At 69.5% G+C, this 25202-nt stretch carries 23 protein-coding genes and 2 pseudogenes; 11 read left to right on the forward strand and 14 right to left on the reverse strand.

Going from position 1 to position 25202, the window contains the following annotated elements:
• Positions 1 to 130 precede the first annotated feature (130 nt).
• On the reverse strand, positions 131 to 583 hold the full coding sequence (locus ACYVD1_RS22510) for a hypothetical protein (RefSeq protein ID WP_460776267.1): 453 nt from the start codon (positions 581 to 583) through the stop codon (positions 131 to 133).
• A gap of 182 nt (positions 584 to 765) precedes the next feature.
• Positions 766 to 1344, reverse strand: a complete 579-nt coding sequence (locus ACYVD1_RS22515; RefSeq protein WP_460776270.1) for a hypothetical protein — start codon at positions 1342 to 1344, stop codon at positions 766 to 768.
• Positions 1345 to 1708: 364 nt separating this feature from the next.
• Here ACYVD1_RS22515 and ACYVD1_RS22520 point away from each other — a divergent pair, with 364 nt between their 5' ends.
• Entirely contained in the window at positions 1709 to 2377 is a 669-nt protein-coding gene (locus tag ACYVD1_RS22520) for a response regulator transcription factor (protein ID WP_026128827.1), read from the forward strand.
• A 64-nt stretch (positions 2378 to 2441) separates the two neighbouring features.
• Entirely contained in the window at positions 2442 to 3728 is a 1287-nt protein-coding gene (locus ACYVD1_RS22525) for a sensor histidine kinase (RefSeq protein ID WP_460776273.1), read from the forward strand.
• 25 nt (positions 3729 to 3753) lie between these two features.
• On the opposite strand, the gene ACYVD1_RS22530 is transcribed toward ACYVD1_RS22525, so the two are convergent.
• From ACYVD1_RS22530 to wecB, 3 genes are all read right to left on the reverse strand, one after another.
• A complete protein-coding gene (locus tag ACYVD1_RS22530; protein WP_460776321.1) occupies positions 3754 to 5949 on the reverse strand; it encodes a glycosyltransferase in 2196 nt (731 codons plus the stop codon).
• Positions 5950 to 6031: 82 nt separating this feature from the next.
• Positions 6032 to 7783, reverse strand: coding sequence for a hypothetical protein (locus tag ACYVD1_RS22535; RefSeq protein WP_460776278.1), 1752 nt, complete (start codon positions 7781 to 7783; stop codon positions 6032 to 6034).
• Between the two features lie 239 nt (positions 7784 to 8022).
• Complete coding sequence (wecB, locus tag ACYVD1_RS22540; RefSeq protein ID WP_460776281.1) at positions 8023 to 9132, reverse strand: non-hydrolyzing UDP-N-acetylglucosamine 2-epimerase; 1110 nt, start codon at positions 9130 to 9132, stop codon at positions 8023 to 8025.
• A 248-nt stretch (positions 9133 to 9380) separates the two neighbouring features.
• On the opposite strand from wecB, the gene ACYVD1_RS22545 reads away from it, so the two are divergent.
• The 6 genes from ACYVD1_RS22545 (at position 9381) to ACYVD1_RS22570 (ending at position 15540) form a co-directional block, all read left to right on the forward strand.
• Positions 9381 to 11129 (forward strand): glycosyltransferase family 4 protein, encoded by a 1749-nt coding sequence (locus tag ACYVD1_RS22545; RefSeq protein WP_460776283.1) that lies wholly within the window; start codon positions 9381 to 9383, stop codon positions 11127 to 11129.
• Positions 11130 to 11230: 101 nt separating this feature from the next.
• Positions 11231 to 12601, forward strand: a complete 1371-nt coding sequence (locus tag ACYVD1_RS22550; protein WP_460776285.1) for a nucleotide sugar dehydrogenase — start codon at positions 11231 to 11233, stop codon at positions 12599 to 12601.
• Positions 12602 to 12882: 281 nt separating this feature from the next.
• On the forward strand, positions 12883 to 14085 hold the full coding sequence (locus ACYVD1_RS22555) for a glycosyltransferase (RefSeq protein WP_460776288.1): 1203 nt from the start codon (positions 12883 to 12885) through the stop codon (positions 14083 to 14085).
• Between the two features lie 109 nt (positions 14086 to 14194).
• Positions 14195 to 14800: a malonic semialdehyde reductase gene (locus ACYVD1_RS22560; protein ID WP_460776291.1), complete on the forward strand. Its 606-nt coding sequence runs from the start codon at positions 14195 to 14197 to the stop codon at positions 14798 to 14800.
• Between the two features lie 171 nt (positions 14801 to 14971).
• Positions 14972 to 15196, forward strand: coding sequence for a hypothetical protein (locus ACYVD1_RS22565; RefSeq protein WP_460776294.1), 225 nt, complete (start codon positions 14972 to 14974; stop codon positions 15194 to 15196).
• Positions 15193 to 15540, forward strand: coding sequence for a hypothetical protein (locus ACYVD1_RS22570; RefSeq protein ID WP_460776297.1), 348 nt, complete (start codon positions 15193 to 15195; stop codon positions 15538 to 15540). Before ACYVD1_RS22565 ends, ACYVD1_RS22570 begins: the two co-directional genes overlap by 4 nt.
• Positions 15541 to 15596: 56 nt before the next feature.
• Here the strand turns inward: ACYVD1_RS22570 and ACYVD1_RS22575 are convergent, their stop codons facing one another.
• From ACYVD1_RS22575 to ACYVD1_RS22615, 9 genes and pseudogenes are all read right to left on the reverse strand, one after another.
• Entirely contained in the window at positions 15597 to 15914 is a 318-nt protein-coding gene (locus ACYVD1_RS22575; protein WP_460776300.1) for a hypothetical protein, read from the reverse strand.
• Positions 15915 to 15955: 41 nt separating this feature from the next.
• On the reverse strand, positions 15956 to 16786 hold the full coding sequence (locus tag ACYVD1_RS22580) for a glycosyltransferase family 2 protein (protein ID WP_460776323.1): 831 nt from the start codon (positions 16784 to 16786) through the stop codon (positions 15956 to 15958).
• A 295-nt stretch (positions 16787 to 17081) separates the two neighbouring features.
• Positions 17082 to 17852 (reverse strand): CDP-alcohol phosphatidyltransferase family protein, encoded by a 771-nt coding sequence (locus ACYVD1_RS22585; protein WP_460746363.1) that lies wholly within the window; start codon positions 17850 to 17852, stop codon positions 17082 to 17084.
• Complete coding sequence (locus tag ACYVD1_RS22590; RefSeq protein ID WP_460746365.1) at positions 17830 to 18879, reverse strand: iron-containing alcohol dehydrogenase family protein; 1050 nt, start codon at positions 18877 to 18879, stop codon at positions 17830 to 17832. The genes ACYVD1_RS22585 and ACYVD1_RS22590 overlap by 23 nt, the downstream gene beginning before the upstream one ends.
• Before the next feature lie 5 nt (positions 18880 to 18884).
• The gene (locus ACYVD1_RS22595; RefSeq protein WP_460776304.1) at positions 18885 to 19616 is read right to left on the reverse strand and encodes a phosphocholine cytidylyltransferase family protein; all 732 of its coding nucleotides are present in this window, start codon (positions 19614 to 19616) and stop codon (positions 18885 to 18887) included.
• A gap of 33 nt (positions 19617 to 19649) precedes the next feature.
• Positions 19650 to 20414: a DUF5941 domain-containing protein gene (locus ACYVD1_RS22600; RefSeq protein ID WP_460776306.1), complete on the reverse strand. Its 765-nt coding sequence runs from the start codon at positions 20412 to 20414 to the stop codon at positions 19650 to 19652.
• Positions 20411 to 21139, reverse strand: coding sequence for a hypothetical protein (locus ACYVD1_RS22605; protein WP_460776309.1), 729 nt, complete (start codon positions 21137 to 21139; stop codon positions 20411 to 20413). The genes ACYVD1_RS22600 and ACYVD1_RS22605 overlap by 4 nt, the downstream gene beginning before the upstream one ends.
• A 237-nt stretch (positions 21140 to 21376) precedes the next feature.
• Positions 21377 to 22132: pseudogene (locus ACYVD1_RS22610) on the reverse strand (ABC transporter ATP-binding protein); the annotation flags it as partial.
• 197 nt (positions 22133 to 22329) lie between these two features.
• Entirely contained in the window at positions 22330 to 23175 is an 846-nt protein-coding gene (locus tag ACYVD1_RS22615; RefSeq protein ID WP_460746371.1) for an ABC transporter permease, read from the reverse strand.
• A 371-nt stretch (positions 23176 to 23546) separates the two neighbouring features.
• On the opposite strand from ACYVD1_RS22615, the gene ACYVD1_RS22620 reads away from it, so the two are divergent.
• The 3 genes and pseudogenes from ACYVD1_RS22620 to ACYVD1_RS22630 all read left to right on the forward strand — a co-directional run.
• The gene (locus ACYVD1_RS22620) at positions 23547 to 24299 is read left to right on the forward strand and encodes an IspD/TarI family cytidylyltransferase (protein ID WP_460776313.1); all 753 of its coding nucleotides are present in this window, start codon (positions 23547 to 23549) and stop codon (positions 24297 to 24299) included.
• Positions 24296 to 25066: a glycerophosphodiester phosphodiesterase gene (locus ACYVD1_RS22625; RefSeq protein WP_460776315.1), complete on the forward strand. Its 771-nt coding sequence runs from the start codon at positions 24296 to 24298 to the stop codon at positions 25064 to 25066. Before ACYVD1_RS22620 ends, ACYVD1_RS22625 begins: the two co-directional genes overlap by 4 nt.
• A gap of 44 nt (positions 25067 to 25110) precedes the next feature.
• Positions 25111 to 25202 (forward strand): annotated as a pseudogene (locus ACYVD1_RS22630) (IS982 family transposase); the annotation flags it as partial.

The raw sequence follows: 25202 nt of genomic DNA on the forward strand, positions 1-25202 counted from the left end.
CCGAACGGCCGCCCGGCCACCGGGTGACCGGACCGGACACGGAAAGCGGGCCCGTCCGAGTTCTCGGACGGGCCCGCTTCGCGTCCCGGCACCTGTCCCTTGTCCCTCCGCGGTCCTCGCGCCGACCGCCTCAGCAGCGCGGCAGCCCTTCGACCGGCTGCCAGGGCTCGGCCACCCGGAAGGCCGTGGCGCTGACGAAGACGTCCCGGTTCCCGGTCTCGTCGTCGGTCAGCGCCCACCAGGTCGAGTACCCCTCGCCGTCGGAGTGGGGCTCACCCTCCACCTGGCAGAAGAAGGCATGCCTCCCGGCCCGGAGCCAGCCGCCCGTGGGGTACTGGCTTTCCTGCGACCAGTAGGTGCGGGCATCGCGCCAGGTGGAGTAGTACTGGCGGGGCGAATAGCTCGACGGCCCGGTCTCAGGCGGGTCGCCCACAGTCTCCGCCGGACCGGCCACCGCCGCCCCGGCGGGTGTCGCGGCCGTTCCCGGCAGGCTCAGGGCCACGGCCGTCGCCAGTGCGCCCACCCCCGCTCCCCAACGCCCGGACTTCGGCTGCGTCCCGCCCATGCCACTGCGCCGCGCCATCGCCGCTCCTCGTATGCCCCGCCCTGGTCCAAGGTCCGGGAAGAGTGGATAGGTCCGGTGGGAATCGCAGGCTCTAAAGCCCGTCAACCACCACCAACACCCCCATCATCACTCAGGGTGGCCCATAGCTTTCGCAACGACGCGGCGGTGCCGGGCGCCCGGTACGGGTCCCGTGCGGAGACTCAGCAGTCGACGATCCCATCGACTTCACCGGCCATGGTGTCGCGGTCCGCCTGGTCCATGCCGCCTTCCTCGAACCAGACGAGCACGACGTGGCAGGCGTCCTGGGCGTCCACCGCGTCACCCTCCCCCTCGTCCGCCTGGTTCCGGATCCCCATGGCGAGGGTCTCGGCCAGGAAGGAGTCCTCGAAGGTGACCACGCGCACCAGGTTGGTGTGCACGGCACCCGTGCAGACGAAGAGCGGGTCGTCCTCGTCCTCCTCGCACACCTCGCCGGTCATGTCGGCGCCCGCTTGGAGGTCGTCGTACTCGTCTCGCAGCTCCGTCACGACCTCCTCGGCCGTCAAGAGCGGCTCGTCCGGGTCCTCAGCGGGCGGATCGGTCGGCTCCTCGGTGAGGTCTGGGGAGGGCACTTCCGGAGGGCTCGGCGGCTCCTCGGGAGTGGGGCTTTCGGCGGGCTCTTCGGAGGGCTCCTGTGCGGCGGGCTCGGGCCCCGGCTCCTCCGCGATCCGGGCCGTCAGCATGCCTCCCACGGCGAGCCCTCCGCCGAGGAACGAGGCACCCCCCAGCACGGCGATCACGCAGAGCACCGCGACCAGCCCGGTCCCGTACCGCCCCTGCGGACGAGGCTCCTGTGGCCCCTGGGGAGGCTGTGGCCCGTGGGACCACTGTTGTCCCTGAGATGGAAGCCCGAATTCACCGCCGGGGCTGGGGTTGGGGTTCACTACGGACTCCTCTTGAAATCCAGGGAAGGAGGACGGACCCACGGATCGCGGGCTCCCAACCACCCACCTTCCCAGTTTCACCAAGAACGTGCAAAGAAAAGGCCGAAGATGGCCAATCGCACCATTTGACCGTTATGTGATTAGCGCATTTTCGGCCAACCTTGGTGTATCCGGCGCGCATAATAGGGAAATGCGCCACCCGGGACCTACGATCGGCATCATGACCTGCGTTTTGCTGGCCGAAGACGATGTCTCGATCTCCGAGCCCCTCGCGCGCGCACTCCGACGCGAGGGCTACACGGTAGACGTGACAGTCAACGGCATTGAGACACTCGACCGCGCCCGTGCGGGAGACATCGACCTCATGGTCCTGGATCTCGGGCTACCCGAAATGGACGGCCTTGAGGTGGCACGTCGGCTCCGCGCCGAGGGTCACGGAACGCCGATCCTCATTCTCACCGCCCGCGCCGACGAGGTCGACACCGTCGTCGGCCTCGACGCGGGTGCCGACGACTACGTGACCAAACCCTTCAGGCTCGCCGAGCTCCTGGCCAGGGTCCGGGCGCTCCTGCGCCGCGGCGGGGCCGAGGTCCCGGTGGTCCACGGGGTCCGGATCGACAACGACTCGCGCCGGGCCTGGCTGGGCGACCGGGAGCTCCAGCTGACCACCAAGGAGTTCGACCTGCTGCGCGTGCTCGTACGCGACGCGGGCAAAGTGGTCACCAGGGAGCAGATCATGCGGGAGGTGTGGGACACCAACTGGTGGGGCTCCACCAAGACCCTGGACATGCACATTTCGTGGCTACGCCGCAAACTGGGCGACGACGCGAACCAACCGTCCTACATCACGACCGTCCGGGGTGTGGGCTTCCGGTTCGAACGAGACTGACACGACCTTGGGTTCGACGCGCTTTCCGGTCGACCGCCACGGGGTCGGACGGACGTGAGGTGACATGCGCAGGCGGATGGTTTTCTCCACCCTGGTGGTGACCGTCATCGCAGTCATGCTGCTTGGGCTGCCTCTGGGTGCGCTGACCTACAAGCTGGTGCACGACGAGAGCAACCGCCAGCTGGAGGGCGAGGCCGAGCTGATCGGCTCCGAGAGCGACACCATGCTCGAACTCCACAACGGCCTGGACCTGGCCGAGTTCGACGAGGAACACCCGGATCGGTTCGTCCGCATCACGCCCGCGGACGGACCGACGGCGATGACCGCGGGGAACCCGTCCTTGAATCCCGAGACCGCGGACTCACCAAGCCTGCTGAAAGCCTCGGTGACCACGGGAAACGGCACGCGGGTCGAGGTGTGGGCGAGCGCGGAGACCGTACAGGAGAGCGTGGTCCGGGCGTGGCTGGGAATCGCCTCGCTGTCCCTGCTCGCGATCGGGGTCGCCGTGGGCCTGTCGATGTTCCAGGCCCGCAGACTCACTCTCCCACTGGTGGACCTCGCCGCCACCGCCGAACGGCTGGGCTCCGGGGTGACGACACCATGGGGCCATCGCTACGGCATCCCGGAGGCCGACCGTGTCGCCGAGGTGCTGGACCGCAGCGCCGAACGCATCGCCGGGCTGATCGCCACCGAACGCCATTTCGCGACCGACGCCTCGCACCAGCTCCGCACACCGCTGACCGCGCTCACCATGCGGTTGGAGGAGATCATCGCGGAGTCGAACAACCCGGACGTCGTCCGGGAGGAGGGCGAGGCCGCCCTCGCCCAGACCGAGCGCCTCGTGGAAACCGTTGAGAGCCTGCTCGGCCGCGCCCGAAAGAGCCAGAACCCCGAGGTGGAGGCGGTGGAGCTCGACCCGCTGCTCAACCACCTCCAGGCCGAGTGGTCGCCCGTCTTCCACCGGGAACGGCGCAGGCTCTTGGTCACGGGCGACGCGGGACTGACCGCGATGACCGTCCCCACCGACCTCGCCCAGATCCTCGCGACCCTGGTGGAGAACGCCTACAAACACGGAGCCGGGACGGTGACCATCCGCCGCCTCGACACCGGACAGTCCGTCCGCGTAGAGGTCAGCGACGAGGGCGAGGGAGTCCCCGAGCACCTGTCCGGAAGGATCTTCGAACGCGAGGTGAGCGGGGGCGGCGGCACCGGCCTCGGCCTGGCCCTCGCCCGGCACATCGCCGAGTCCGAGGGGGCCCGGATCGAGCTGGTGCAGACCAGGCCGACCACCTTCGCGCTGTTCCTGCCCGCCGGAGCGGGAGGCCTGTCGAAGATGACCGGCCCCGTATGACGGCCGACCGGCCCTCCGGAACCGGTCAGCCTCCCGCTCCGGCGTGGGCACTGGTACTCCCCGTCAGCGCTGGGGTCTCCCCTCTGACCACGAGGTCGCTCCACAGGCCCCGGACCCGCTCCAGGCTGTAAGCCCCGACGACCTCGGCGCGCGCCCGGTCGCTCTCCTGCCCGAACCCGCCTCCGGACACCGTGGCGTGGATCGCCTCGGCCATGGCGACGGGGTTGTCGTGGATCCAGTGCGGGTCGTAGATGGTGTCGGCACCCGGCCACGGCAGCAGCGCCGGGACCCCGCCAGAGGCCGCACACTCCGCGGGTGCGAGGTGGAAGGACTCGTCGTCACTGGTGGAGATCACGAAACCCACCCTCCGAAGCCAGGTGGCCACGTCCGGGCCGAACCCGTCGAAGACCACACCCGAGGCGAGCGCCTCGTCGCGCTGGATCCGGCGGTAGACGCGCTCGAAGTAGGCACGCTCCTCAGGCCGGTTCCAGATCCACCAGTACTCCCACGGCTGTTTGCTCTTGACCGACAGCGTGTAGCGGGGGTCCAGGCGGCGCAGCTCGGACAGGACGTCCAGTCCTCGGTCGAGGCGCTTGCGCGACGGCGCGATCCCGATCATGCCCAGCGAGTACTCGGCCCCGGCGAGCTTGGGCCGGTCGAGCTGCCGGTCATCCACCCAGTTGGGCAGTACGACCACCTTCTCGGCGGGCCAACCGGTGATCTCACGGGTGAGGTCGGCGTAGTGCGGACTCACACACACGATCGCGTCGACCTTGCCGATGTCCAGGCGGCGCGGCCACTCGGCGTACAGCTCGAAACGGTGCAGTCGGACGATCAGCCGCTGGTCGGGGCGCTTCCACTTGGCGTAGAAGAGGGCGTTGGGGCCGCACCACTCGCAGATGACCACGTCGGCCCAGGAGGCGAGCTCCCGTGACCGGTACTGGTCGTGGGTGCTCAGCCCTTCCCACTGGTCGATGCGCACGTCGAGACCGGGCAGGGAGTCCAGGTATTCGGCGAGGCGCGTGAAGAACTTGAGGTCGTGACCGGCGATGACGACCTTGAGTGGGCGGTCAGGGCTGGTCCCGGTCGGCGTCGGCGGGAGCGCCTCGCGCAGGTAGCCGCGCAGGCGTTCGGCGGCCCGCTCCAGGCTGTGGTCGGCCGCGGCGGAGCGGCAGCGATCAGCGGCCTCGGCGTAGACGGCGCGGTCGGTGTAGGCGCGAGCGACCACGGCCGCCACGGAAGAGGCGTCCTCCCCCGCGAACAGCGGGTAGTCGGAGCCGAGCAGCGCCTCGTGCATGGGGGTGCGGTTGAGCACCACGGGCAACCCGAGTGCGCCCAGCTCCAGGACCTTGGTGGAGAGTTCGAGGCTGGCGTCCATGGCGGGGTCGCGCCACGACAGCCCGAAATCGCACTCGGCCGACTGTCGGAGCGCGTCGGCCCGCGCCATACCGCCGCGCCAGTCCACGTGCTGTGTGCTCTCCAAGGCCCTATGCATGCGCTTGGCCCAGTCAGCCGGTTCGGCGTGGATCTTGTCGCCGATCATCACGAGTTCCGAATCCACTCCGAGGCGGTGCAGCTCCTCGGGGAGTTCGGTCATCTCCAGGGTGTTCCAGCGGGGCGCGAACTTGCCCGTGTAGGCCAGCCGGGTGCGGGCGTGCACCTGGCCGTCCGCCTCGACACCGGGCGGCACCACCACGACCGGCGGGAACAGGACCGAGCGTCCGCACGCGGCGGGCACCGTCGACTCCAGGAAGGCCCGCAGCTCCTCGGTCTGGCAGAGGACGAAGCGGGAGGCCAGGGCGATCTCGGTGAGCTCGGCCGTGGCCGTGGCGGTCAGTTGGCCGACGCTGTGGGGGAAGTCGGTGAGGTAGGTCCACAGGCGCCCCGACAGGGACTCCTCCTGGGCGGCCAGCCCGGCGAGGCGGCTGCCCCGCACGACCACGAGGTCGAAGGGCTTGCGGGCGTGCAGCCGACCCATCAGCTCCACCGCCTGCTCGGGTGTGAGGCCGCGCGGCCCGAGGTCGGCGAGCATGCGGTCCTCGTAGGGCCGCACCACCCGGATCCCCGGAGTCTCGGTGAGGGGTGACGTGAGCCGGTCGGTCCGCACCGGCGCCTTCAGCAGCAGGGTGACCTCGCATCCGGCCGCGGCCAGGGCCTGTGCCATCGACTGCGCCCAGACCGCCGAACCGTCGATGATGTTGAGGTCCACGTCGCCGTACAAGAGTGCGCGCGGAGGAGCTGTGCTCACGTTCTTCCCTTCGGATACTGGTGGGTTGCCCGTGCTGGGGCGTGTTCGGTGGGGTTCACCCGAGAGCACCGGTCGGGGCTTCAGCGCGGGTGGAGTCCCCGCTGTCGCCTTCGGTACCGGACCCGTGGTCCGGGCCCAGGGCGAGGAGCCTGGCGCCACGCCGGTTCCACTCCGCTGGGTGCCAGCCGCGCCGTAGGAGACGGGTCCGGACCAGCTCCGGGGTGACGGAGGTGACGAACACGTACTGGCGGCCACCCGTGTCACGGTCGAAGAAACCCCGCTCCCCCGCTTCGGCGAGGGTGCCGCCACCCTCCGTCGCGGTGTCAGGGGTGCCGACGGCGTCGGCGTCGGAGCACTCGGCCGCGCAGGCGAGGTCGGCCAACCGGTGTCGGCCGACCGGCCCGGTCCACAGGTGTGCCCAGCGCGAGGTGGCGCGTTCGGCGAGGTCCGCCCAGTGGTCCGGTGCCGTCCCCGTGGCGGGGTCCCCGTCGTCCCGGGTGAGCTCCTCCGGGGTGTCGGGGGCGGTCGCGTGGATCGTGCGCACGGTGACGCCCTCGGCTCGCAGCCGTTGGACGCCGGGGAGCCGGGCGGCGGTGTCGGGCACCACCAGTTCCGCGGGGCGCAGGCGGGAGTCCAGGAGGTCCTCGGCGAGGTGGTCGGCCTCGTCGGCTGATCCGGGATCGGCGAGGACGGCCACACCGCGACCGCTCAGCGGCAACTCGGTACCGGACGTCCCGGCCGCGAAGTCGAGGCCGTCCAGGAGCGCCGCGAGGCGGACCGGGGTGGCGTCCTCGAGGAACACTCCGCGGAGCATGGCGCGTACCTCGTGGGCCGCGGGCTCGGCGGCACGCAGGCGGGGAACGGTGACCGCCAGGTCCTCGGTGCCGGGAACGGGGACCGCGGGGAGCGGGACCACTCGGGTGCCGCAGGCCCAGGCGCGCCGGTGCAGGCGCGGGGCGTCGTGCCCGGATTCCGGGACCACCACGACGTTGGCGGCGCGCATGGCATCCGGGAGTTTCGGCGAGTCGGCGTCGACCACACCCACACCCAGGTTCACCAGGACTTCGGGGACCGGGGTGTCACGCGATGTGCGGACGAACACGGCCTCCGGGCCGGAGACGAGGTCGGCAGCGACCGGGTTGAACAGGTGCAGCGGCACGCCTGCGTCGCCCTTGTGCACGCGGTCGAAGCCGAGTTGGCGCAGGGCGGGCGGGGCGGGGGCGTCGTCGAGGAGAACCGTGGGGATGCCGCGTGCTGCGGCCGATTCCAGGACCCAGTGCAGCGCTCGGGTGCGGTCGACGGCGGCGGGGTCGCCGACGTGGGCCCAAGTGGATCCCGGGGCGGCCGCCGACGCGGACACCAGGAGGAGGTCCACGTCCACACCGTCCATGACGATCTGGGCGTCGTGCGGCCGGAGGGGTACCGAGCGCAGATAGGGGTCGATCGCGGCCCGGACGGAGGGCCCGACGACGGTGGCCGCGACGAGGAGGTCCTCGCGGCCGCCGCTGAGCCCGGTGAGGAGTCGGGCTTCCTGGCGGTCCGCGTCGAACGAGCGCACGGGTTCGGCCCTGCGGCCAGCGGCGTGGTTGGTGCTTCCGCTGCGGCGCCAGAGCCGGAAGAGGTCACGGGGGAGCCTGACCAGGGAGCGCCCGGGGCGCTTCGCGGCGGCGGTGAGTGCGCGGCCCACCTGGAGAGAGGTGGAGCCCTCGAGCGCGGCGAGGCGCGCCTGCGCCTCCTGGAGCTGGGCCTCGCGCTCGGCCAGTGCCTGCCGAATCTGTTCCGTCTGGCTCTGATCACGCCGTTTCACGGTCTGCCACCTTGCGCTCGGTTCGGGAAACCACAGGGTCCTTCGGTTGGTAGGCGCCCAGGGGTAAGGGGCGCGCGGTTCGGCGTGTGCCGGGCCTGGTCCGGATCCCCAGGGCCAACCGGGCGGCGGGGCCCGAGGGGTATCCGGGTTCGCACGTGGTGTGCGCGGGGTTCGAGCGTGCGGTGTTACTGCGTGCTGCACTGCTGCGGGTGGGGTCGGTGCGTGCGGGGTTCATGGAATCACCTGGACCACTGTGTGAGGACTGAGGCGATGCGCTCGCCGGAACGCCCGTCCCAGAGGGGCGGGACGTCGCCGATCCGTTCCGCGGTGCGGCCGTCCAGGACCTTGCTGAGGGTCGGCAGGAGGTCGGCGTCGGTGATCAGCTGGTTGGTGCCGTGGGTGACGGTGATCGGCCGTTCGGTGTTGGGGCGCAGGGTCAGGCAGGGAACGCCGAGGACGGTGGTCTCCTCCTGGACTCCGCCGGAGTCGGTGACCACGGCCGAGGCGCCGCGGGTGAGCGCGACGAAGTCGAGGTAGCCAAGCGGTTCGAGGAGGCGGACGCGCGGGTGGTTGCCCAGCCCAGCACGGTCGAAGGCCTCCTTGCCACGGGGGTGCACGGGCATGACCACGTCGGTGAGGTCGGCGATCTCGTGCAGGCGCTCGGTCAGGCGCGCGACGTTGGCGGGATCGTCGACGTTGGCGGGCCGGTGCAGGGTGGCCGCCACGTAGCTCTCGGGCAGGTCGAGGCGGGTGCGCAGCGCGTCGGCGTCGAAGCGGTCGAGGTTGCCCAGGAGCGTGTCGATCATCGGGTTGCCGACGAGGTGGACGCGGCCCGGGGAGACGCCCTCAGCCGCCAGATGGCCGACGGCCTCGGGGCTGGTCGCGAAACACAGGTCGCTGAGCTGGTCGGTGACCCGGCGGTTGATCTCCTCCGGCATGGTGTTGTCGAAGGAGCGCAGGCCCGCCTCGACGTGTGCGACCGGGATACCGAGCTTGGCGGCGACCAGGGCCGCGGCCACGGTGGAGTTGACGTCGCCGTAGACCACGACCATTCCGGGGGCGGCCCGGGTGAACTCCCGTTCGAGCCCGACCATGAGCGCGGCGGTCTGCGCGGCGTGCGAGCCGGAACCGACACCGAGGTCGATGTCGGGGGTGGGGAGGCCGAGATCGCGGAAGAAGACGGCGGACATGCGGTCGTCGTAGTGCTGACCAGTGTGCAGGACCGTCTGGTGGGCGCCGCGGCCCCGCAGCGCGGAGACGACCGGGGCGGCCTTCACGAAGTTGGGGCGGGCGCCGACCACGTGCACGATCCCGGTGTCCTGGCTGCCAAGAGGGGCGTTGGTTGCCACGGCTGTTTCCTTCTGGTTCCGATGCGATGAGTGCTGTGCTGGTGTGTCGTGGGCGAGCGCCGACGGTGACGAAACGGGCTTTTCCGGCGGATGGGCGCGGCGGTGGGTTTCCTTGCCCCAGTCGTCCCGTCCGTGTCGCCGTGGTGTCACCATCCGGCCACGTCCACATGGTTGTGTGACTGACCGTGCATGACACCCAGACTCCCGAACCCCGTGATCCGCGTCCGCGTGCCCTCTGGCCACGGGCGGTGACGTTCACCGCTTCCTTGGCCTGGCACCAGCTGCGCTCCGACCCCGCCCGGCTGCCGTTGCTGGCGCCTCGGCTTATGCCCGGCCCGATGCGGAACGCGGCGCGTGCCGTGGCCCGACGCTCGGGTGCCCTGCCCCGCGCCTACGCCCTGTGGGACCAGGGGCGGCGCGAGGAGGCACGCGAGGTACTGCTGTCCGCCGCGCCGGGCTCGTCGGCCCGCCGCACGGGTCGCCTGGTCGCCGCGGCCTTGGCCGCCGGAGACGCGGAGACCGCGCGCGAACTGGTCGAACGTATCCCGCCGGGGCCCCACAGGACCACCGCGGAGCACCGGACGGCCCTGGCGACGGGGCGCGCCGTCCCCGCGGCCCCGTCCGTTTCGCCTGACCATCACGGAATCACGTTAACCCGCGGTGCCCGAACGCGGCCTGACGACACGGTGAACGCTCAGCGACCGGCGGACACGGGCTCCGGTCACTGGCGCGTGGCGACCGATCCCGGGCAGCCCGGGGCAGGCCTCCGAGTCCTGCACCTGGTCACCAACGCGCTGCCGCACACCAACGCCGGCTACACCCAGCGCACCCACCGCATCGCGGTCGCGCAGCGGGAGGCGGGGATGGACGTGCACGCGGTTACCCGGGCCGGGTACCCGCTCACCAAGGGCGTACCGGACCCGCGCACCCTCGTGCGCGTGGACGGGGTGCCGTACCACCGCCTCATCCCTTGGAAGGCTCCCGCCAACCACGCCGACGAGCTGGAATCAGGGCTCAGGTTGGCTTCGAAGCTGGTGGAGGCGGTGCGCCCGGACGTACTCCACGCGGCGAGCAACCACCACAACGCGCGGCTGGCCCTGGAACTGGGGCGCCTCCACGGGCTGCCCGTGGTCTACGAGGTACGCGGTTTCCTGGAGGAGTCCTGGCTGTCCCGGGACCCCTCCCGCGGCGTCGGCGACGCCTTCTACCGAGCTGAACGGGCCAACGAGACCGAGTGCATGCTCGCCGCCGACCTGGTGGTGACGCTGGGCGAGGCCATGCGCGCCGACATCGAGGCCCGAGGGGTGCCCAGGGAACGTCTGCTGGTCGTGCCCAACGCCGTGGACCCCTCGTTCTTGGAGCCCCTCCCCTCCGGATCGGCGGTCCGCGAGGAGTTGGGCATCGGCCCGGACGAGTTCGTCGCGGGCACCACCACGAGCTGCTTCGGTTACGAAGGTTTGGACGTGCTCTTGGAGGCCGTGGCCCTCCTGCGGGAACGCGGCGAACCGGCCCATGCCCTGGTGGTCGGGGACGGGCCGGAACTCCCCGCACTACGGGAGCGGGCGGAGCGGCTGGGGCTGTCCGGAGCAGCCCACTTCCCGGGCAGGGTGCCCGCCGACCGGGTCCGACACCACCACGCCGCCTTGGACGTCTTCGCGGTCCCCCGCCGTGACGACCGGGTCTGCCGGTTGGTCACACCTTTGAAGCCCGTGGAGGCCATGGCTGGAGGACTCCCTGTCGTCGCGAGTGACCTTCCCGCTCTGCGAGAGATCGTGGAACCCGGGGTGACCGGTGAGTTAATTCCGGCGGGCGAATCGGCACGTCTAGCTGATGTGCTCACAAAACTCGCCTACAGTCATCAAAAGCGGATGTCCTACGGCCAAGCAGGTCAAAGCCGTGTTGGCGCGGACCGTACCTGGGCCGAGGCCGTATACCGCTACAACCAGGCGTATCGGGTTCTCATTCGAAAAATGTCCGAACCAGGCCAGAACCCGTAACAGGGGGCAACGTCTGTCTACACTCGGACGTCCAGCACTCTGAATGGCTGTCCTCGACCATTTACGCCCGTTCACCTATTGAATGCGAGTGTGACCACAAAGTGGATGCCGCAGCCTCCAACCCAGCCACTGTCCCCGAACAGAGCTCCGGCTCAGCCAGTGACCTCGTCGTCCTCGGCCTCGGATACGTCGGTCTGCCCCTGGCGGCCGCCGCCGCGTCGTCCGGGCTGAGGGTGACCGGCTTCGATGTCAGCACGCACGTGGTCGACGGCCTGAACAAGGCCTCGTCACACATCGACGACCTGTCGTCGGAAGACGTGAGCGCGATGCTGGGCCAGGGGTTCACCGCGACCACGGACCCGGCGTGTGTGACCAAGGCGCGCACCATCGTCATCTGTGTGCCCACGCCCCTGTCGCCGGAGGGAGGGCCGGACCTCGGTGCGGTCACCTCCGCGGCCAAGGCCATCGCCGCCCACCTGTCCCCCGGGACACTGGTGATCCTGGAGTCCACCACCTACCCGGGTACCACCGAGGAGGTCGTGCGTCCGCTCCTGGAGGAGTCCGGCCTGGTCGCCGGAGCCGACTTCCACCTGGCGTTCTCGCCGGAGCGGATCGACCCGGGCAACCCCACCTTCGGTGTGGCCAACACGCCCAAGGTCGTCGGCGGCCTGACTCCGGAGTGCGGGGAGGCAGCCGGTGCCTTCTACGAGAACTTCGTGAAGACGGTGGTCCGAGCGCGCGGAACCCGCGAGGCCGAGATGGCCAAGCTGCTCGAGAACACTTACCGGCACGTCAACATCGCCCTGGTGAACGAGATGGCCGTCTTCTGCCAGGAGTTGGGCATCGACCTGTGGGACTCGATCTCCGCGGCGGCGACCAAGCCGTTCGGCTTCCAGGCCTTCTACCCGGGGCCGGGGGTGGGCGGCCACTGCATCCCGATCGACCCGAACTACCTCTCCTACAAGGTCAAGACCCTCGGCTACCCCTTCCGGTTCGTCGAGCTGGCCCAGGAGATCAACGGCCGGATGCCCGCGTACGTGACCCAGCGCGCCCAGGAGTTGCTCAACGACTCCGGTCTGGCGCTCTCCCGTTCCAAGGTCCTGCTGCTGGGGGTGACCTACAAGGCCGACATCGCCGACCAGCGCGAGTCGCCCGCCCGACCGGTGGCCCGCAAGCTCGCCGCCAAAGGCGCCACCCTGACCTACCACGACGTGCACGTGGAGTCCTGGCAGGTGGACGGGGTGGACATACCGCGTTCCACCGACCTCGACCAGGCGCTAGCCGAAGCCGACCTCACCATCCTGCTGACCGACCACACCGACTACCGGCCCAAACGCCTCATCGAGTACGCGCGGCTGCTCCTGGATACGCGAGGCGTCCTCAGGCGCTCCGAACCGGACTCCGACGCCGTCACCGAAGTCCCGGCTCAGGTCCGCCGCCAGGTCCAGCGCGAGGGAATCGAGGTCCTGTAAGGATCCAGATCCGGTAAGGAGCCGGACCACTCAGGCGAAGAGCCCCCTTCACAGGACCGGGGCAAGGCACGCCCACCCGGGCGCCAGGCGGCGTTCGGCGGCGTGCCTTCGTGCGTTCACCAACACCCAACCGAAGGTTCACCCGAATCACCCCGCGTGTCCACCCGGCTTTCCTCAGCGTGTTTCCGCAGGTGAATACCGTGTCGTGCAGCTGATACCGCCTCGTAGCGGCGGATCATCGCAGTAGACCGAACAACCGGTGACACGCGTAGGTGATCTCGATGCACGCACTTGTGGCCACGATTGTGCACCACCCAGAGGATGCCCGGATCCTGCACCGCCAGATTCGGTCCTTGGTGGACGCAGGGCACACGGTGACCTACGTCGCCCCGTTCCGGGAGTGCGGTGTAACCCCCTGGGACGAGATCCGCTCGGTTGACGTGCCGCGCGCCTCCGGCCGCGACCGGCTCGCGTCGATCCGTGCTGCCCGCGCGATCCTGGCCCGGCTCGCGCCCGAAGCGGACCTGCTGCTCTTCCACGATCCCGAACTCCTGTTGGCGCTGCCCGCCAAACGCCCGGTGACCGTTTGGGACATCCACGAGGACACGGCCTCCGCCCTGCTCACCAAACCGTGGGTGCCCCGTCCGCTACGGAAGCCGCTCGGCAGCGTGGTGCGCGGCTTCGAGCGCCGCGCCGAACGCAAGATGCACCTGCTGCTGGCGGAGGAGGGCTACCGCGCCAGGTTCCGCGCGGAACACATGGTGGTGCCCAACACCACCGAGGTACCTGACAGACCACACCGCGAGCCCGGTGACGACCGGGTCGTCTACCTGGGGCACGTCTCACGGGCGCGGGGCGCCGAGGACCTCGTCGAGATGGGCCGCGAGCTGCGCGACCACGGTGTCCGCCTGGAGGTCATCGGCGGCGCCGACCACGGGGTCCGCCCTCTGCTGCGCGAAGCCCACCAGGAGAACGCCCTGCACTGGTACGGCTTCGTCCCGAACGACCGCGCCCTGCGCATGGCGTCCGGAGCCCTGGCCGGAATCAGCCTCCTGCACGACACCGACAACTACCGGCATTCCCTGCCCACGAAGGTGGTGGAGTACATGGCCCATGGCCTGCCGGTGGTCACCACCCCCAACCCCTTGGCCGAGGCGCTGGTGTCCAAGCGCCCGGAGGGGCGGACCGGAACGGTCGTGCCCTTCGAGGACCCGTCGGCCGCCGCGCGGGCCGTGTTGGAGCTGCGCCGCGACGAGCGCACCCGCCTCGAGTACGCCCGGAACGGCCACCGGATCGCGCAGGTGTCGTTCCACTGGCCGGTCCAGGCGCGGCTGTTCGTGAAGCGGCTGGAGGAGTGGGTGGCTGAGGCGAGCGAGCCGAGCTCCCTCTTCCAGCGGCGGCGCACGTCCGGCCAGCGGGTCCCGCGGCAGCGCTCCCCTCGGCCGATCCGGCCGTCCCAGGCCGCCGCGCACCCGGCTCAGTGAACGAACTCACACATCGTTGCTCATAGAAATATCTTCCCAGTCAACTATGTTGTGCCCGGTGCCGCTTCGCACGGCACTTCCCTACCCACAAGCACGGCCGAGGTACGACATGACTGACAACCTGGTCCTGGACAAGGACACGCAGGACCTGCTGTTCCGCAGTGCCCGCACCGCCAACACCTTCACCGACGAGCCGGTGACCGACGAGCAGATGCGTGCCATCTACGACCTGGTCAAGTACGGCCCCACGGCGATGAACAACCAGCCGCTGCGCGTCACCGTCGTCCGCTCCCCCGAGGCCCGCGAGCGCCTGGTGAAGCACATGGCCGGCAACAACGCCCCCAAGACCTCCACGGCCCCGCTCGCCCTGGTCCTCTCGGCGGACAGCTCCTTCCACGAGCACTTCCCCACGACCTTCCCCGTCGTGCCGGACGCCCGCGAGAACTTCGCGGGCATGCCGGTCGAGGCCCGTGAGTCCATGGCCCTGCAGAACGCGCTCCTACAGGTCGGCTACCTGATCGTCGGTGTCCGCGCGGCCGGCCTGGCCGCCGGCCCGATGAGCGGCTTCGACGCCGAGGGCGTCCGCAACGAGTTCTTCGGCGAGGGCTCCACCCAGACCCCGCTCGTCGTCATGAACGTCGGCAAGCCCGGCCCCGACGCGTGGTTCGACCGCCTGGAGCGGCTGGAGTACGACGTGGCCGTCACTGAAGTCTGATCCACACCCACGAGGGGGCGGGCGCCGTAAGGCGCCCGCCCTCTGCCGTAAGTCCCGGTTTTCCCCAAACCTCCGACCTCCGGCTTCCCGACGCCGTACCGTCTGTTCTACGCTTGGGCTGTCCCAGTCCCGGCGTCGACATCCGGACACGCTGAACAGCTGGGATACCGCATGGTTCGACCACGCCACCCCGACAAGGACCTGGAATCGGTACTCAAGGGTGCGGAGTCCAGAGGATGGCGTGTCGAACGCAGGAAGAAGTACTACAAGATGTACTGCACCTGCGGGGACAAGCACTTCAAGACCGTTAAGCTCTCACCCTCAGGGGCGAACTACCTGAAAGATCTCCTCGGTCAGCTGCGACGAGCCACTTGCTGGGAGGAACAGGACCGGTGAACACCCACCATTTGGCAGTCGACCTGTCGTTCGAAAGCCGCAACGGCACCACCACCGACAGTGACTTCGACGCCTTCGCCGACCGTTTCATCGACGAGCTGGACAACCTCCAGGAGTGCGACCCGGGCATCATCGACCCCGACGTGGTCGGCAGCCTGGCCCAGCGAACCCTCGGCGTGACGATGGGCGTACGTGCCGACAGCCGGGAAGACGCTATCCGGTTGTTCTCCGCGAATGTCCGCGCGGCACTCCACGCGGCCGAATGCGGGACGCCCACCTGGCCGCACTTCGTACCGACCACGCAGACACCTGAGGTCCGCCCCGTGGACGCCGCGACCGGCTGAGGCACCCGTTCAGCTGCTGAAGAGGGGGCGGGTGCCGCACGGTGTCTGCCCCCTCCTCAGTGCTGGGGGTTCTGCGGCCCCGGGCCCTGGGGGCCGGGAGGCTGCGGCGCCTGCGGTTGGCCGGGCGGCTGCTCGGGCGGCGGGTACTGGCCGGGGTGGCCCTGGTGCGGCGGCTGGTTGTACCCGTGCGGCGGCTGCTGGCCGGGGTGCGTCTGGGGGTACTGGCCCTGCGACGGGTACTGGCCGTATTTGTCCTGGCCCGCGTGCGGCCCGGACTGCTTCTTCCTCGTGGACACGATCACGAGCGTCACCACGAGGCCGATGATGATCAGGAGCAGGAACAGGAAGATCAGGAGGATCGGACCGGTGAACATAATGGACGAACACTCTCCTTGGGGACGGGGACACCCCGAGGTTAGATCACCGGGGGACGCCCTGCTCGCGTCATGCGCCAAGCGGTGCGCCAGCTGATGGGAGTGCGGCGTCCCGGGTCCTCGCGCCAGCCCTCGCGGAAACCGGCGAACCACGACTTCAGCGCGGCACGGTCGCGCTCGCGCATCACGGTCAGCCCCACCCAGGTGCCCAAGTAGGCGAAGGCCAGGGGCCACGGCAGGTTGCGGCGGGCCAGCCACACCCGGTTGCGGGCGTTGAGCCGGTAGAAGTTCTCGTGCCTGGTGGGCGCCACCGCGGGGTGGTACATCACGGCGTCGGCGTCGTACTCGATGGTGTAGCCGGCGTCCATGATGCGCCAGGCCAGATCGGTCTCCTCGTGGGCGTAGAAGAACTCTCCAGGGAGCCCGCCGCCCTCGTCGAAAGCCGTCCGGCGGACCGCACTGGCCCCGCCGAGGAAGGTGGTGACCCGGCTCGACTTCCGGGAGTCGCCGACACGCAGCCGGGGTACGTGGCGCCGCTGGTCCGGGCCGCCGTCGGGGTCGGCGATACGGAAGGACAGGGCGCCCAGCGCGGGGTCGTCCGCGAAGCGCTCGCGTACGTGGCGGGCGAGGTCCATGGAGCGGTACCAGCCGTCGTCGTCCAGGAACAGGACGACATCGCCCTTGGTGGCGCGCACGCCGTGGTTACGGCCCTCGGGGATGCCCACGTTCTCCGGAAGGGGCACGGTGCTGACGCCCTCTGGGAGTTCGGGCAGCTCGGCGCCGTTGCTGACGACGACCACCTCGACGTCGGCGCCCTCCTGCTCGAACACACTGGTGATCGCGCGCCGCAGCTCGGCCGGGCGGGTGCCCATGGTGAGGAGGACACAGGACAGGGTGGGTTTTCCGGTACCGGGCACCTGGGAACTGCTCCGTTCCGCTCGGGGCACCTGGGAGTCCTCCGTCGCGGACGTTCCGGAGCCTGGTGAGGGCGGGATCACGGGTGTGGCCATGGTTGCGACCGTTCAGTGGACGAAGTGCGGCTGACAGGTGGACACACGTCAACCATCGCAGAAACAGACTAACGAAAGAATAAAAGAGAAGTGTACGGAGCCGTGAACGGGGTATCGTCCACGGCTCCGTACGTGGCGCCGAATTGTTCTGGGCGCGTTACTCGAGGCGCCGGGAGGCGAGCACGCTCACGAAGTGCGCGAAGCTCATCAGCACCGCTACGGCGGCACAGGCCACGACCAGGATCCGGGTGGCCACCAGGTCCCCCAGGAACAAGTCGGCGACGGCCGCCACCACCACGATGAGGGACAGTTCGACCGCTTGGATGAGGCGGTGCACCTTCAGCGCGGAGGCCAGCCTCCGAGCCAGGCTCAGCCCGGACGAACGGGGCTTCATGGCCTCGTCCGTGATCTTCTCCGGCAGGCCCGCCTTGGCGCGGGCGACCACCACGTTGTCGGTCTCGGCCTTGATCAGCACGACACCCAGCGCGGCCGTCATGCCCAGGATGACCCAGCCGCCCGACTCGAACTCGCCCTGGGCGCGGATGCCCAGACCGATCAGCAGGGCGACCTCGGACACGTAGTGGCCGATGCGGTCCAGGTAGATACCGGCCACGCTGGTGCGGCCCGTGTACCGGGCCACCTCACCGTCGGAGCAGTCCAACAAGAGGTAGATCTGCACGAACACGGCGGCGAGGATCGCCGACCAGAGCCCGCCGAATGCCACGATGACCCCGGCAAGCACGCCGAACACCATCATCAGGTACGTGATGGGGTTCGGCGGCACGCGCAGACGCACGAAGAAGGTCGTCAGATACGGGGATATGTCCCGCATGTAGAGACGGCCGGCCCAGTGCTCCTCGTTGACGCGCTCCTTGATCCCCGCGGGCTGGCCGCCCGCGCGGACCTCAGCGACCGACGGCTTCGACATAGTCCGCGACACTCCGCCCGATCTCGTCCTCGGAGAGGTTCAGGTGTTCAAGGATGGTGAACCGGCCCGGACGGGTGCCCGGGGCGTGCGCCACGGCCCGCGCGAACGACGCCTGGTCGAGGCCGACGTCTTCCGGCACGATGGGCAGGTTGTGCCGGAGCAGGCAGGAGCGGATCTCCTCCAGTCGCGCCTGCGGCCAGTCCAGGTGCTTGACCCGCAGGTAGGACGCGTACAGGGCGCCCAGGCCGGCGAGCTCTCCGTGGTTGCTGGTCCCCGGGTAGAGCTGGGTGACGGCGTGCAGGATCTCGTGGCAGGCGCCACTGGCCGGACGGCTGGACCCTGCGACCGTCATGGCCATGCCGGACAGCACCAGCCCCTCGGCCAGGACCTTGAGGAAGCCGTCGGACTCGATCGAGTCCGGGCGGTGCAGTACCGCCTCGGCCGCGACCCGCGCGAAGGTGACCGCCATGCCGTCCACCTGCTCGCCGTTCACCCGCCCCGCCAGGTCCCAGTCCTCGATGGCCGAGATGTTGCTGACCACGTCACCGACCCCGGACCGGACCAGGTGCGCGGGGGCCGCCTGGACGTAGTCGACGTCGATGACCACCGCGAGGGGCATGGTGACACCGATCGACGGCTTTCCGCCCTCATGCTCCAAGGAGCTCACGGGGGAGGCGATGCCGTCGTGGGCCAGGTTCGTGGCCACGGCCACCATGGGGATGCCCGCCATGGTCGCGGCGAACTTGGTGACGTCGATGGTCTTGCCGCCGCCGACACCGGCCACGGCTTCGTAGGCGCCGGAACGCAGCTTCTTACCCAGTTCGTCCGCCGCGTCGACGGTGCCTTCGTCGACCTGGAAGATCTCGCACTGGGGCAGGTCCAGGTCGGCGACGATCTGCGCGCCCTGCCCCGGCCCCACCGCGACAGCGATGCGGCCCTCGGTGGCGATGCGGCTGTCGGCCAGCACCGTTCCGAGCGAGGCGATGGCCCCCCGACGCACGTCGATCGTCAGGGGTGAGGGCAGCATTCGGGCTAGTAGTGGCACGCGATCTCCCTTGCCTTGGCCAGGTCGTCGTGGTCGTCGACCTCGACCCAGTCCACCTTGCCGATGGGGGCGACGGAGAGCTTCTCGCCGCGGCGGACGAGCTCTTGGTAGCCGTCCTCGTAGTACAGCTGCGGGTCGCGCTCCCAGGTGGCCTTCAGGGCGTCGGCCAGGCGCGGTGCGAGCGAGCCCTCGATGAGGGTGGCGCCGATGTACTCGCCGGCGGCGGAGGCCGGGTCCATCAGCTTGGTGATGTTCTGGATGTGACCACCCTCGTCGAGGGTGACCTTCATCTCCTCTTCAGCGAGGTTTTTCACGTTGTCCACCGCGAGGAGCAGTTCCGGTCCCCGGGCGGCGAGTAGCGTTTCCTCGATGCTCACCGGGTGCACGGTGTCACCGTTGACAAGGAGGACGCCCTCGGAGAAGAACTCACGTGCGGTCCAGAGCGAGTATGCGTTGTTCCACTCCTCGGCCTTGTCGTTGTAGCTGAGGGTGAGCTTCACGCCGTGGCGCTCCTCCATCGCCTCCTTGCGCTCCTCCACCGCCTCGGCGCGGTAACCGACCACGACGACGACGTCGGTGAGCCCCGCGGCGGCCAGGTTGCGCAGCGAGATGTCCATGATGGTCGTCTCGCCGTCGACTGGCACGAGGGCCTTGGGCAAGGTGTCGGTGTAGGGACGCAGACGGCGCCCCGCGCCTGCGGCGAGAACCATTCCGAGCATGAGGGCGTGTTCCTCCTTAGTTCGAGGAGGCCTTCACGCCTCCCCGTTCGTTCCGGTGGCCGGTCGGCCCCCGTCGTCGTTTCGGGCGATCGGTCGATCCCCCTGGACGGCGGCGCCACTTCCTGTCGCGGCGGCGCTGACCCGCACGTCGGTCACCGGTGTGGCGCTCCAGGTGCGTACGGCCTCGCGCACGAGCAGGATCGCCAGGTACCCGGCGAGTATGCCGTAGGCGGCGGTGAGCGCGGAAAACGCGCCCCCGACCGCGATGACGAGCATGCGTCCGTCCCATCCGAGAGCGGCGCGTCGCAGCCACGCAGGCCGGTTCACCCCGACCGACGGACGTGCGACATCGTCGCGGTGGTGGCAGACGACTGCTACCAAGAGTACGAACACCAGGGGACCGGGTACACCGGACGCGAGTCCCACCACCGCCAGGAAGCTGTACTCGGCAACGCGCAGCAGCGGGGGTACGAGCCAGTCGTACCGTCCGTGGTGGGGGTGGCCCGAGGCCAATCCGGACAGTAGCAGGGCAGCGACCGGTGCGAACAGGGTAATGCCTGTCAGCTCTCCCCCGCTCCCCCCGGTCAGCACCAGGATGATCACGGTCCCGGCCACGGCTGTGAGCAGCGGCGGAGCCACCCCGGGGACGAGTCTGCCCAGCAAATTCCCGATATGACTGTCATCACGGAGGGAGCGCAGGTCGGGAACGGCGGGCGCGAGCCGCTCGCGCGGTCGCCCGGGTTCGCCTGCCGACCCGTCCGTCGGTTCCCCCGCCGACGCATTCGCCGACCCGCTCATCGGCGAGCACCGCGGGAGGACGGGTCCACGAGCTCTCCGGTGACCGCCACCGCACAGCCGACGATGAGGCTGACGAAGGCCAGCCTCGCGTCCCATACGGTCACCGTGACGGCGATCACGAGAAAGCGGATCGGCTGGCCGAAGACCATGACCTGGCGGGCGAGGAGGGGCATCGGAACGGCATCGGCGCGACCGGAGCTCTCCGCTTGGGCCTGGTCGAGGGCAGGGGCTTGGCCGGGGGCTGGGGCTTGTGCGGGCCGCTGCGGCGCCGTGAGCCCTTCAGCTCGCCGCTGCGCGGGCACGATCAGGGGCTTCGGCCCCGAGGCCGCCGGCGGGGCCGAGCGGGCCACCAAGAGGGTGTCACGCAGGGCCAAGGCGATCAGTGCCCCGGCCGCCCAGCCCCAGGCGCTGGCCGACCCCGCGGCAGCCGCGCCGAAGGCGAGCCCCACGTAGACGGCGTACTCCCTGAGCTGGGCCGCCATGGACACGGTCCACAGGGTGAGCGCGTCCCGCCGGTTGGCCCGCATCTTGGCCCTGACCGCGTCACAGAACAGGACCAGTCCGAGCAGGACCGACCCGGCGACGGCACCCACGAGGTCGGCCCGGCTGAACCAGACGGCCGCGGCGACGGCCAGCAGGACGGCGATGCGCGTCACCCCCGTCCGAGTGACGTACCTGCGCTCCAACATCCGCGCGACCGTCCGCGCCACTGTGCCGTTGGCCATGCCCGTACCCTCCCAGTTTCAACTGAGAGTCACCGTGTCCCACCCTCTGTATGCAATCAACCACTGACACGCGTATGGGGATCGGTACCCCGATTTGGTTGCTCTGAGGGCCTTTCGGACAGGCCCAGACAACAAAGAGCGCACCACCGGAACAGTCCGGGATGCGCACTTCGCTCGGGGTTGCCCCGCCAGTAGTCCGGGGTACCCCCGCCAGTGGTTCGGGACGGCACCGTCCGGTCAGGCGGTCTGGCCGCCGTCGTTGCCCCCGTCGTTCTTCTCGCCGTCCTTCTTCTGGCCGTCGGCCTTCTTCGTCTCGGTGTCCGCTTCGAGGTCCTTCTGTTCCGACTCGACCTTCTTCTCGGCCGCTTCGGCGCGCTTCTTCTTCGCCGCGTCCTTCTTCTTGCGCTCCTCGATCTCCACCTTCGTGTCCTCGTTGTACGCGGCCAGGGCGGAGTCGATGTCGGTGTCCAGGGCCAGCGTGCCACCCTTGACGTAGAGGCCGCGGTTGCAGAAGCGGCGCAGGTCCTTCTCGTTGTGGGAGACCAGGACCATCGTGCGGTCGTTGGCCAGCATCCGGTCGATGGCCTCGTAGCTCTTGCGCTTGAAGGCCTTGTCGCCCACCGCGAGCACCTCGTCGACCAGCATGATCGGGTGCTCCAACTGGGAGATGAGCGCGAAGCCCAGACGCACCTTCATGCCGCTGGAGTAGTGCCGGATCGGGGTGTCGACGAACTTCGGCTTGATCTCCGCGAAGTCGACGATCTCGTCGAAGCGCTCGTCGATCATCTTCTCGGTCATGCCGTGCAGGGAGCCGACCAGGTACACGTTCTCCCGGCCGGTCAGGTTGTCGTTGAACCCGGCGCGCAACTCCAGGAGCGGCGCGACCTTGCCGTGCACGCTGACCTTGCCCTCGTCCGGGATGAGTACCCCGGCGATCAGCTTGAGCAGCGTCGACTTGCCGGTGCCGTTCTTACCCACGATGCCCACGCAGTCGCCCTTGGCGATGTCGAAGGACACGTCGCGCAGAGGCCAGAAATCGTCGCCCTCGGCGTTGGGGTCGCGCTTGTTGCCGTGGATGAACATCTCACGGAGACTGCGCTTGCGTCGGCGGTTCACGGCGAATTTCACACCGAGGCCCTTGGCCTCGATGACCGGACCGCTGGTGACCGCGGCCTCATAGGTGGACGCCATCACAACTCCTTCAGTACGGACGTCTCCAGACGGCGGAACGTCCAGTATCCGATGACGAGCATCAGGATCGAACCGACCACCGCCGAGGTCAACGCGAGGGGACTCGGCGTTAGTTCCTCGAATCCAGCGAACCAGATAGCGCGGTGCATCTGGAAGATACCCATCAGCGGATTGAGCTCGTAGAGGTTCTTCGCCCATTCAGGGGCGTTGGACTGAAGCACCATCGCGGCCGGGAACAGGATCGCGGACCCGTAGAACAACAGGCGGGTCAGGATACGCGTCAGTCGCTCGATGTCCCGGAGCAACACGTTCACCGCGGACAGGAACAAGGTGATGCCCAGGCCGAACATGAACGTCAGCACGATCGCCAGCGGCAGCCAGACGAACATGCCCTCCCAGGAGAACTGGCCGCCAAGGGCGAACACGAAGATCAGCAGAACCGGCCAGGTGAGCAGGTACTCGATGAACTTGGTGCCGACGGTGGCCATGGGAAAGATCTCCCGCGGCACCTTCATCGTGGTGATCAGCTTCGCGTGCGTGATCATCGCACGGGGCGCCTCGCTGAGGATCGCTCCGAAAGTGGTCCAAGGCAGGATGCCCGCGACGAGGTAGAGGATGAAGCCGCCGTAGGGCTGTGCGTCCTCAGGTATGCCCCGGTCCGCGTTGAGAACGACGCCGAAGACGAAGTAGTACACCAACGTCAGCGCGAGGGGTTCCAACATCGTCCAGGCGTAACCCAGCACGGACTGCTGGTACTTGACCTTCAGGTCGCGCCGGACCAGGAGGCCGACGACCTTCCGGTGCTCCCAGACGGCCAGCGTCCTTGACGCCACCGCCACCTCCAAGGTTTGAGATCGTCCGGTTCACGGTGTGCCGGACAGTCGCGTCTACGAACTCGCCTGCGCGCACCAGCCGTCTACGCGGTCCTACCCTCACCGGGGCCGGCACGGGGGCGTGTCCGGGTGACCAGGGGACGTCACGGACCGCGCCCGGCTCCACGACCGAATCAGAGGAGGTATGGACCGGGCACGCCTAACAGGCGTCCACAGGTTACCGCTGCATGGGACAGACCGTGCCAACCACGTGCCGCCCGTCCCGGATCCGGCTCGCCAACCCCTCCCCCGAACTCCGGACCGGCACCCGCTCCCCACCCGACGTCAGCCTCCTTCGGCTAGGGTCGGCCCCTGACGTCCAGCCTCAGGAAAGTTGGAGAGCAATGTCCACAGGTCCGCGGGTGATCGCGGCGGTTCTGGCCGGAGGGGTCGGCGCCCGCATGGGCGATGCCTCCCCCAAACAGCTGCTGCCGTTGGACGGCCGCCCCATCATCGAGCACTCGATCGCGGCCTTCGAAGCCAGCCCCGAGGTGGACGAGATCGTCGTGCTGATGGTGGACACCTGGATCGGCCGGGTCGAGGACATTGTCGCCGACGCCGGGTTCAGGAAGGTCACCAAGGTCATGCCGGGCGGTGCGACCAGGACGGACACCTCCTACGCTGCGCTGTCCGCGATGGCCTCGGCCGCGGATTCCGACCTCGCCCTGCTGCACGACGCCGCGCGCCCTCTGGTCCGGTCGGCAACGGTCGCGGCGTGCGTGTCAGTGCTCGGGGAGGCCGGAGCTGTGGGTGTGGCGGTGCCCAGCAGCGACACCGTCGTTCGAGTCGCACCGGGACGGACCGGCGGAGAGGCGGTCACCGCTACGCCGGACCGCTCCCAACTGCGCAGGATGCAGACCCCTCAGGGGTTCCGGTTGGGTGTGGCCAGGCGCGCCTACGAGCTTGCCATGGCCGATCCGGCTCTGGTGGCCACCGACGACTGCGGTGTGGTGCTGCGCTACCTGCCCGAAGAAGAGGTGCGGATCGTGCCCGGGGAGGAGAGCAACATCAAGGTCACCAACCCGGGCGACGTCGAGGTAGCCGAAACGCTGCTCCGGCGGAGCCGTGCGCCGCAGAAGGCGGGTGCGGGTTCGTGAGCGGGGTATTCGAGCCGACCGAGGTCATCGGGCACCGGGGTGCGGGCCGGGGTGTCGTGGACGGGACGACGGAGAACACCGAGGCCTCCTTCGAGTTGGCCGCGCGCACCGGAGCGGACTGGATCGAGATCGACGTGCGCCGCACCGCCGACGACCAACTGGTGCTCTTCCACAACGCCGCGCTGGACGACGGCCGCGCGGTCGTGGACTTGAGCGCGGCGGAGTGCCGGAAGGCGGGCCTGGTGGGACTGGAAGAGGGACTGGCCGCGATCCCCGACGGGATCGGACTGGACGTGGACGTCAAAACTGTGATGGAGGACACGGTGGACGCACCCGCGCGACGGACCGTCTCCCTCCTCCTTCCCTTCCTGCGCCGGGAGGCCAAGCGCCGCAGACTGTTCGTCTGCTCCTTCGACCCCGGACTGCTGTTGTCGGTCCGCGAGGGCGCCCCCGGGGTTCCGACGGCGTGGATGCCGTACGTGCGCAACCCGGCGGACTCCGCGATCGCCGGCGCCGCGGGCATGGGCTGCCCGGTGGTGGCGGTCGACGCCCGCGCGCTCGGTGTGACCGGCGACGGGCCGCGGCCCGGCCGCCGACCGCTGGACTTCACGGTGGAGGTGGCCCACCGGGCCGGGTTGGAGATCATCTCGTGGTGTCCGGACCCGGTGGACGCCGCGCGCTTCGCGGGGGCGGGGATGGACGCGGTCGTGGTGGACGACGTCCCGGGCGCGGTGGCGGCGCTCAAGGAGGACACCCAGGGCCCCTAGGGCATGTTCAGCGGACACAGCGAAGGGTGCCGCAGAGTCTTGGTGTGAAACGAGACCTGGACACCCTTCTGACCGCACTCTACGTCTTCTGCGACGACCACGTCGTCGAACCCCGCCATATCGGCCGACCGCCACG

This window comes from Nocardiopsis nanhaiensis, from assembly GCF_054778635.1.

Coding starts and splice junctions, on each gene's coding strand:
- ACYVD1_RS22510 (WP_460776267.1), bottom strand. CDS start 583: ATGGCGCGGCGCAGTGGCATGGGCGGGACGCAGCCGAAGTCCGGGCGT.
- ACYVD1_RS22520 (WP_026128827.1), top strand. CDS start 1,709: ATGACCTGCGTTTTGCTGGCCGAAGACGATGTCTCGATCTCCGAGCCC.
- ACYVD1_RS22525 (WP_460776273.1), top strand. CDS start 2,442: ATGCGCAGGCGGATGGTTTTCTCCACCCTGGTGGTGACCGTCATCGCA.
- ACYVD1_RS22555 (WP_460776288.1), top strand. CDS start 12,883: ATGCACGCACTTGTGGCCACGATTGTGCACCACCCAGAGGATGCCCGG.
- ACYVD1_RS22560 (WP_460776291.1), top strand. CDS start 14,195: ATGACTGACAACCTGGTCCTGGACAAGGACACGCAGGACCTGCTGTTC.
- ACYVD1_RS22565 (WP_460776294.1), top strand. CDS start 14,972: ATGGTTCGACCACGCCACCCCGACAAGGACCTGGAATCGGTACTCAAG.
- ACYVD1_RS22575 (WP_460776300.1), bottom strand. CDS start 15,914: ATGTTCACCGGTCCGATCCTCCTGATCTTCCTGTTCCTGCTCCTGATC.
- ACYVD1_RS22580 (WP_460776323.1), bottom strand. CDS start 16,786: ATGGGCACCCGCCCGGCCGAGCTGCGGCGCGCGATCACCAGTGTGTTC.
- ACYVD1_RS22585 (WP_460746363.1), bottom strand. CDS start 17,852: ATGTCGAAGCCGTCGGTCGCTGAGGTCCGCGCGGGCGGCCAGCCCGCG.
- ACYVD1_RS22590 (WP_460746365.1), bottom strand. CDS start 18,879: ATGCTGCCCTCACCCCTGACGATCGACGTGCGTCGGGGGGCCATCGCC.
- ACYVD1_RS22595 (WP_460776304.1), bottom strand. CDS start 19,616: ATGCTCGGAATGGTTCTCGCCGCAGGCGCGGGGCGCCGTCTGCGTCCC.
- ACYVD1_RS22600 (WP_460776306.1), bottom strand. CDS start 20,414: ATGAGCGGGTCGGCGAATGCGTCGGCGGGGGAACCGACGGACGGGTCG.
- ACYVD1_RS22605 (WP_460776309.1), bottom strand. CDS start 21,139: ATGGCCAACGGCACAGTGGCGCGGACGGTCGCGCGGATGTTGGAGCGC.
- ACYVD1_RS22620 (WP_460776313.1), top strand. CDS start 23,547: ATGTCCACAGGTCCGCGGGTGATCGCGGCGGTTCTGGCCGGAGGGGTC.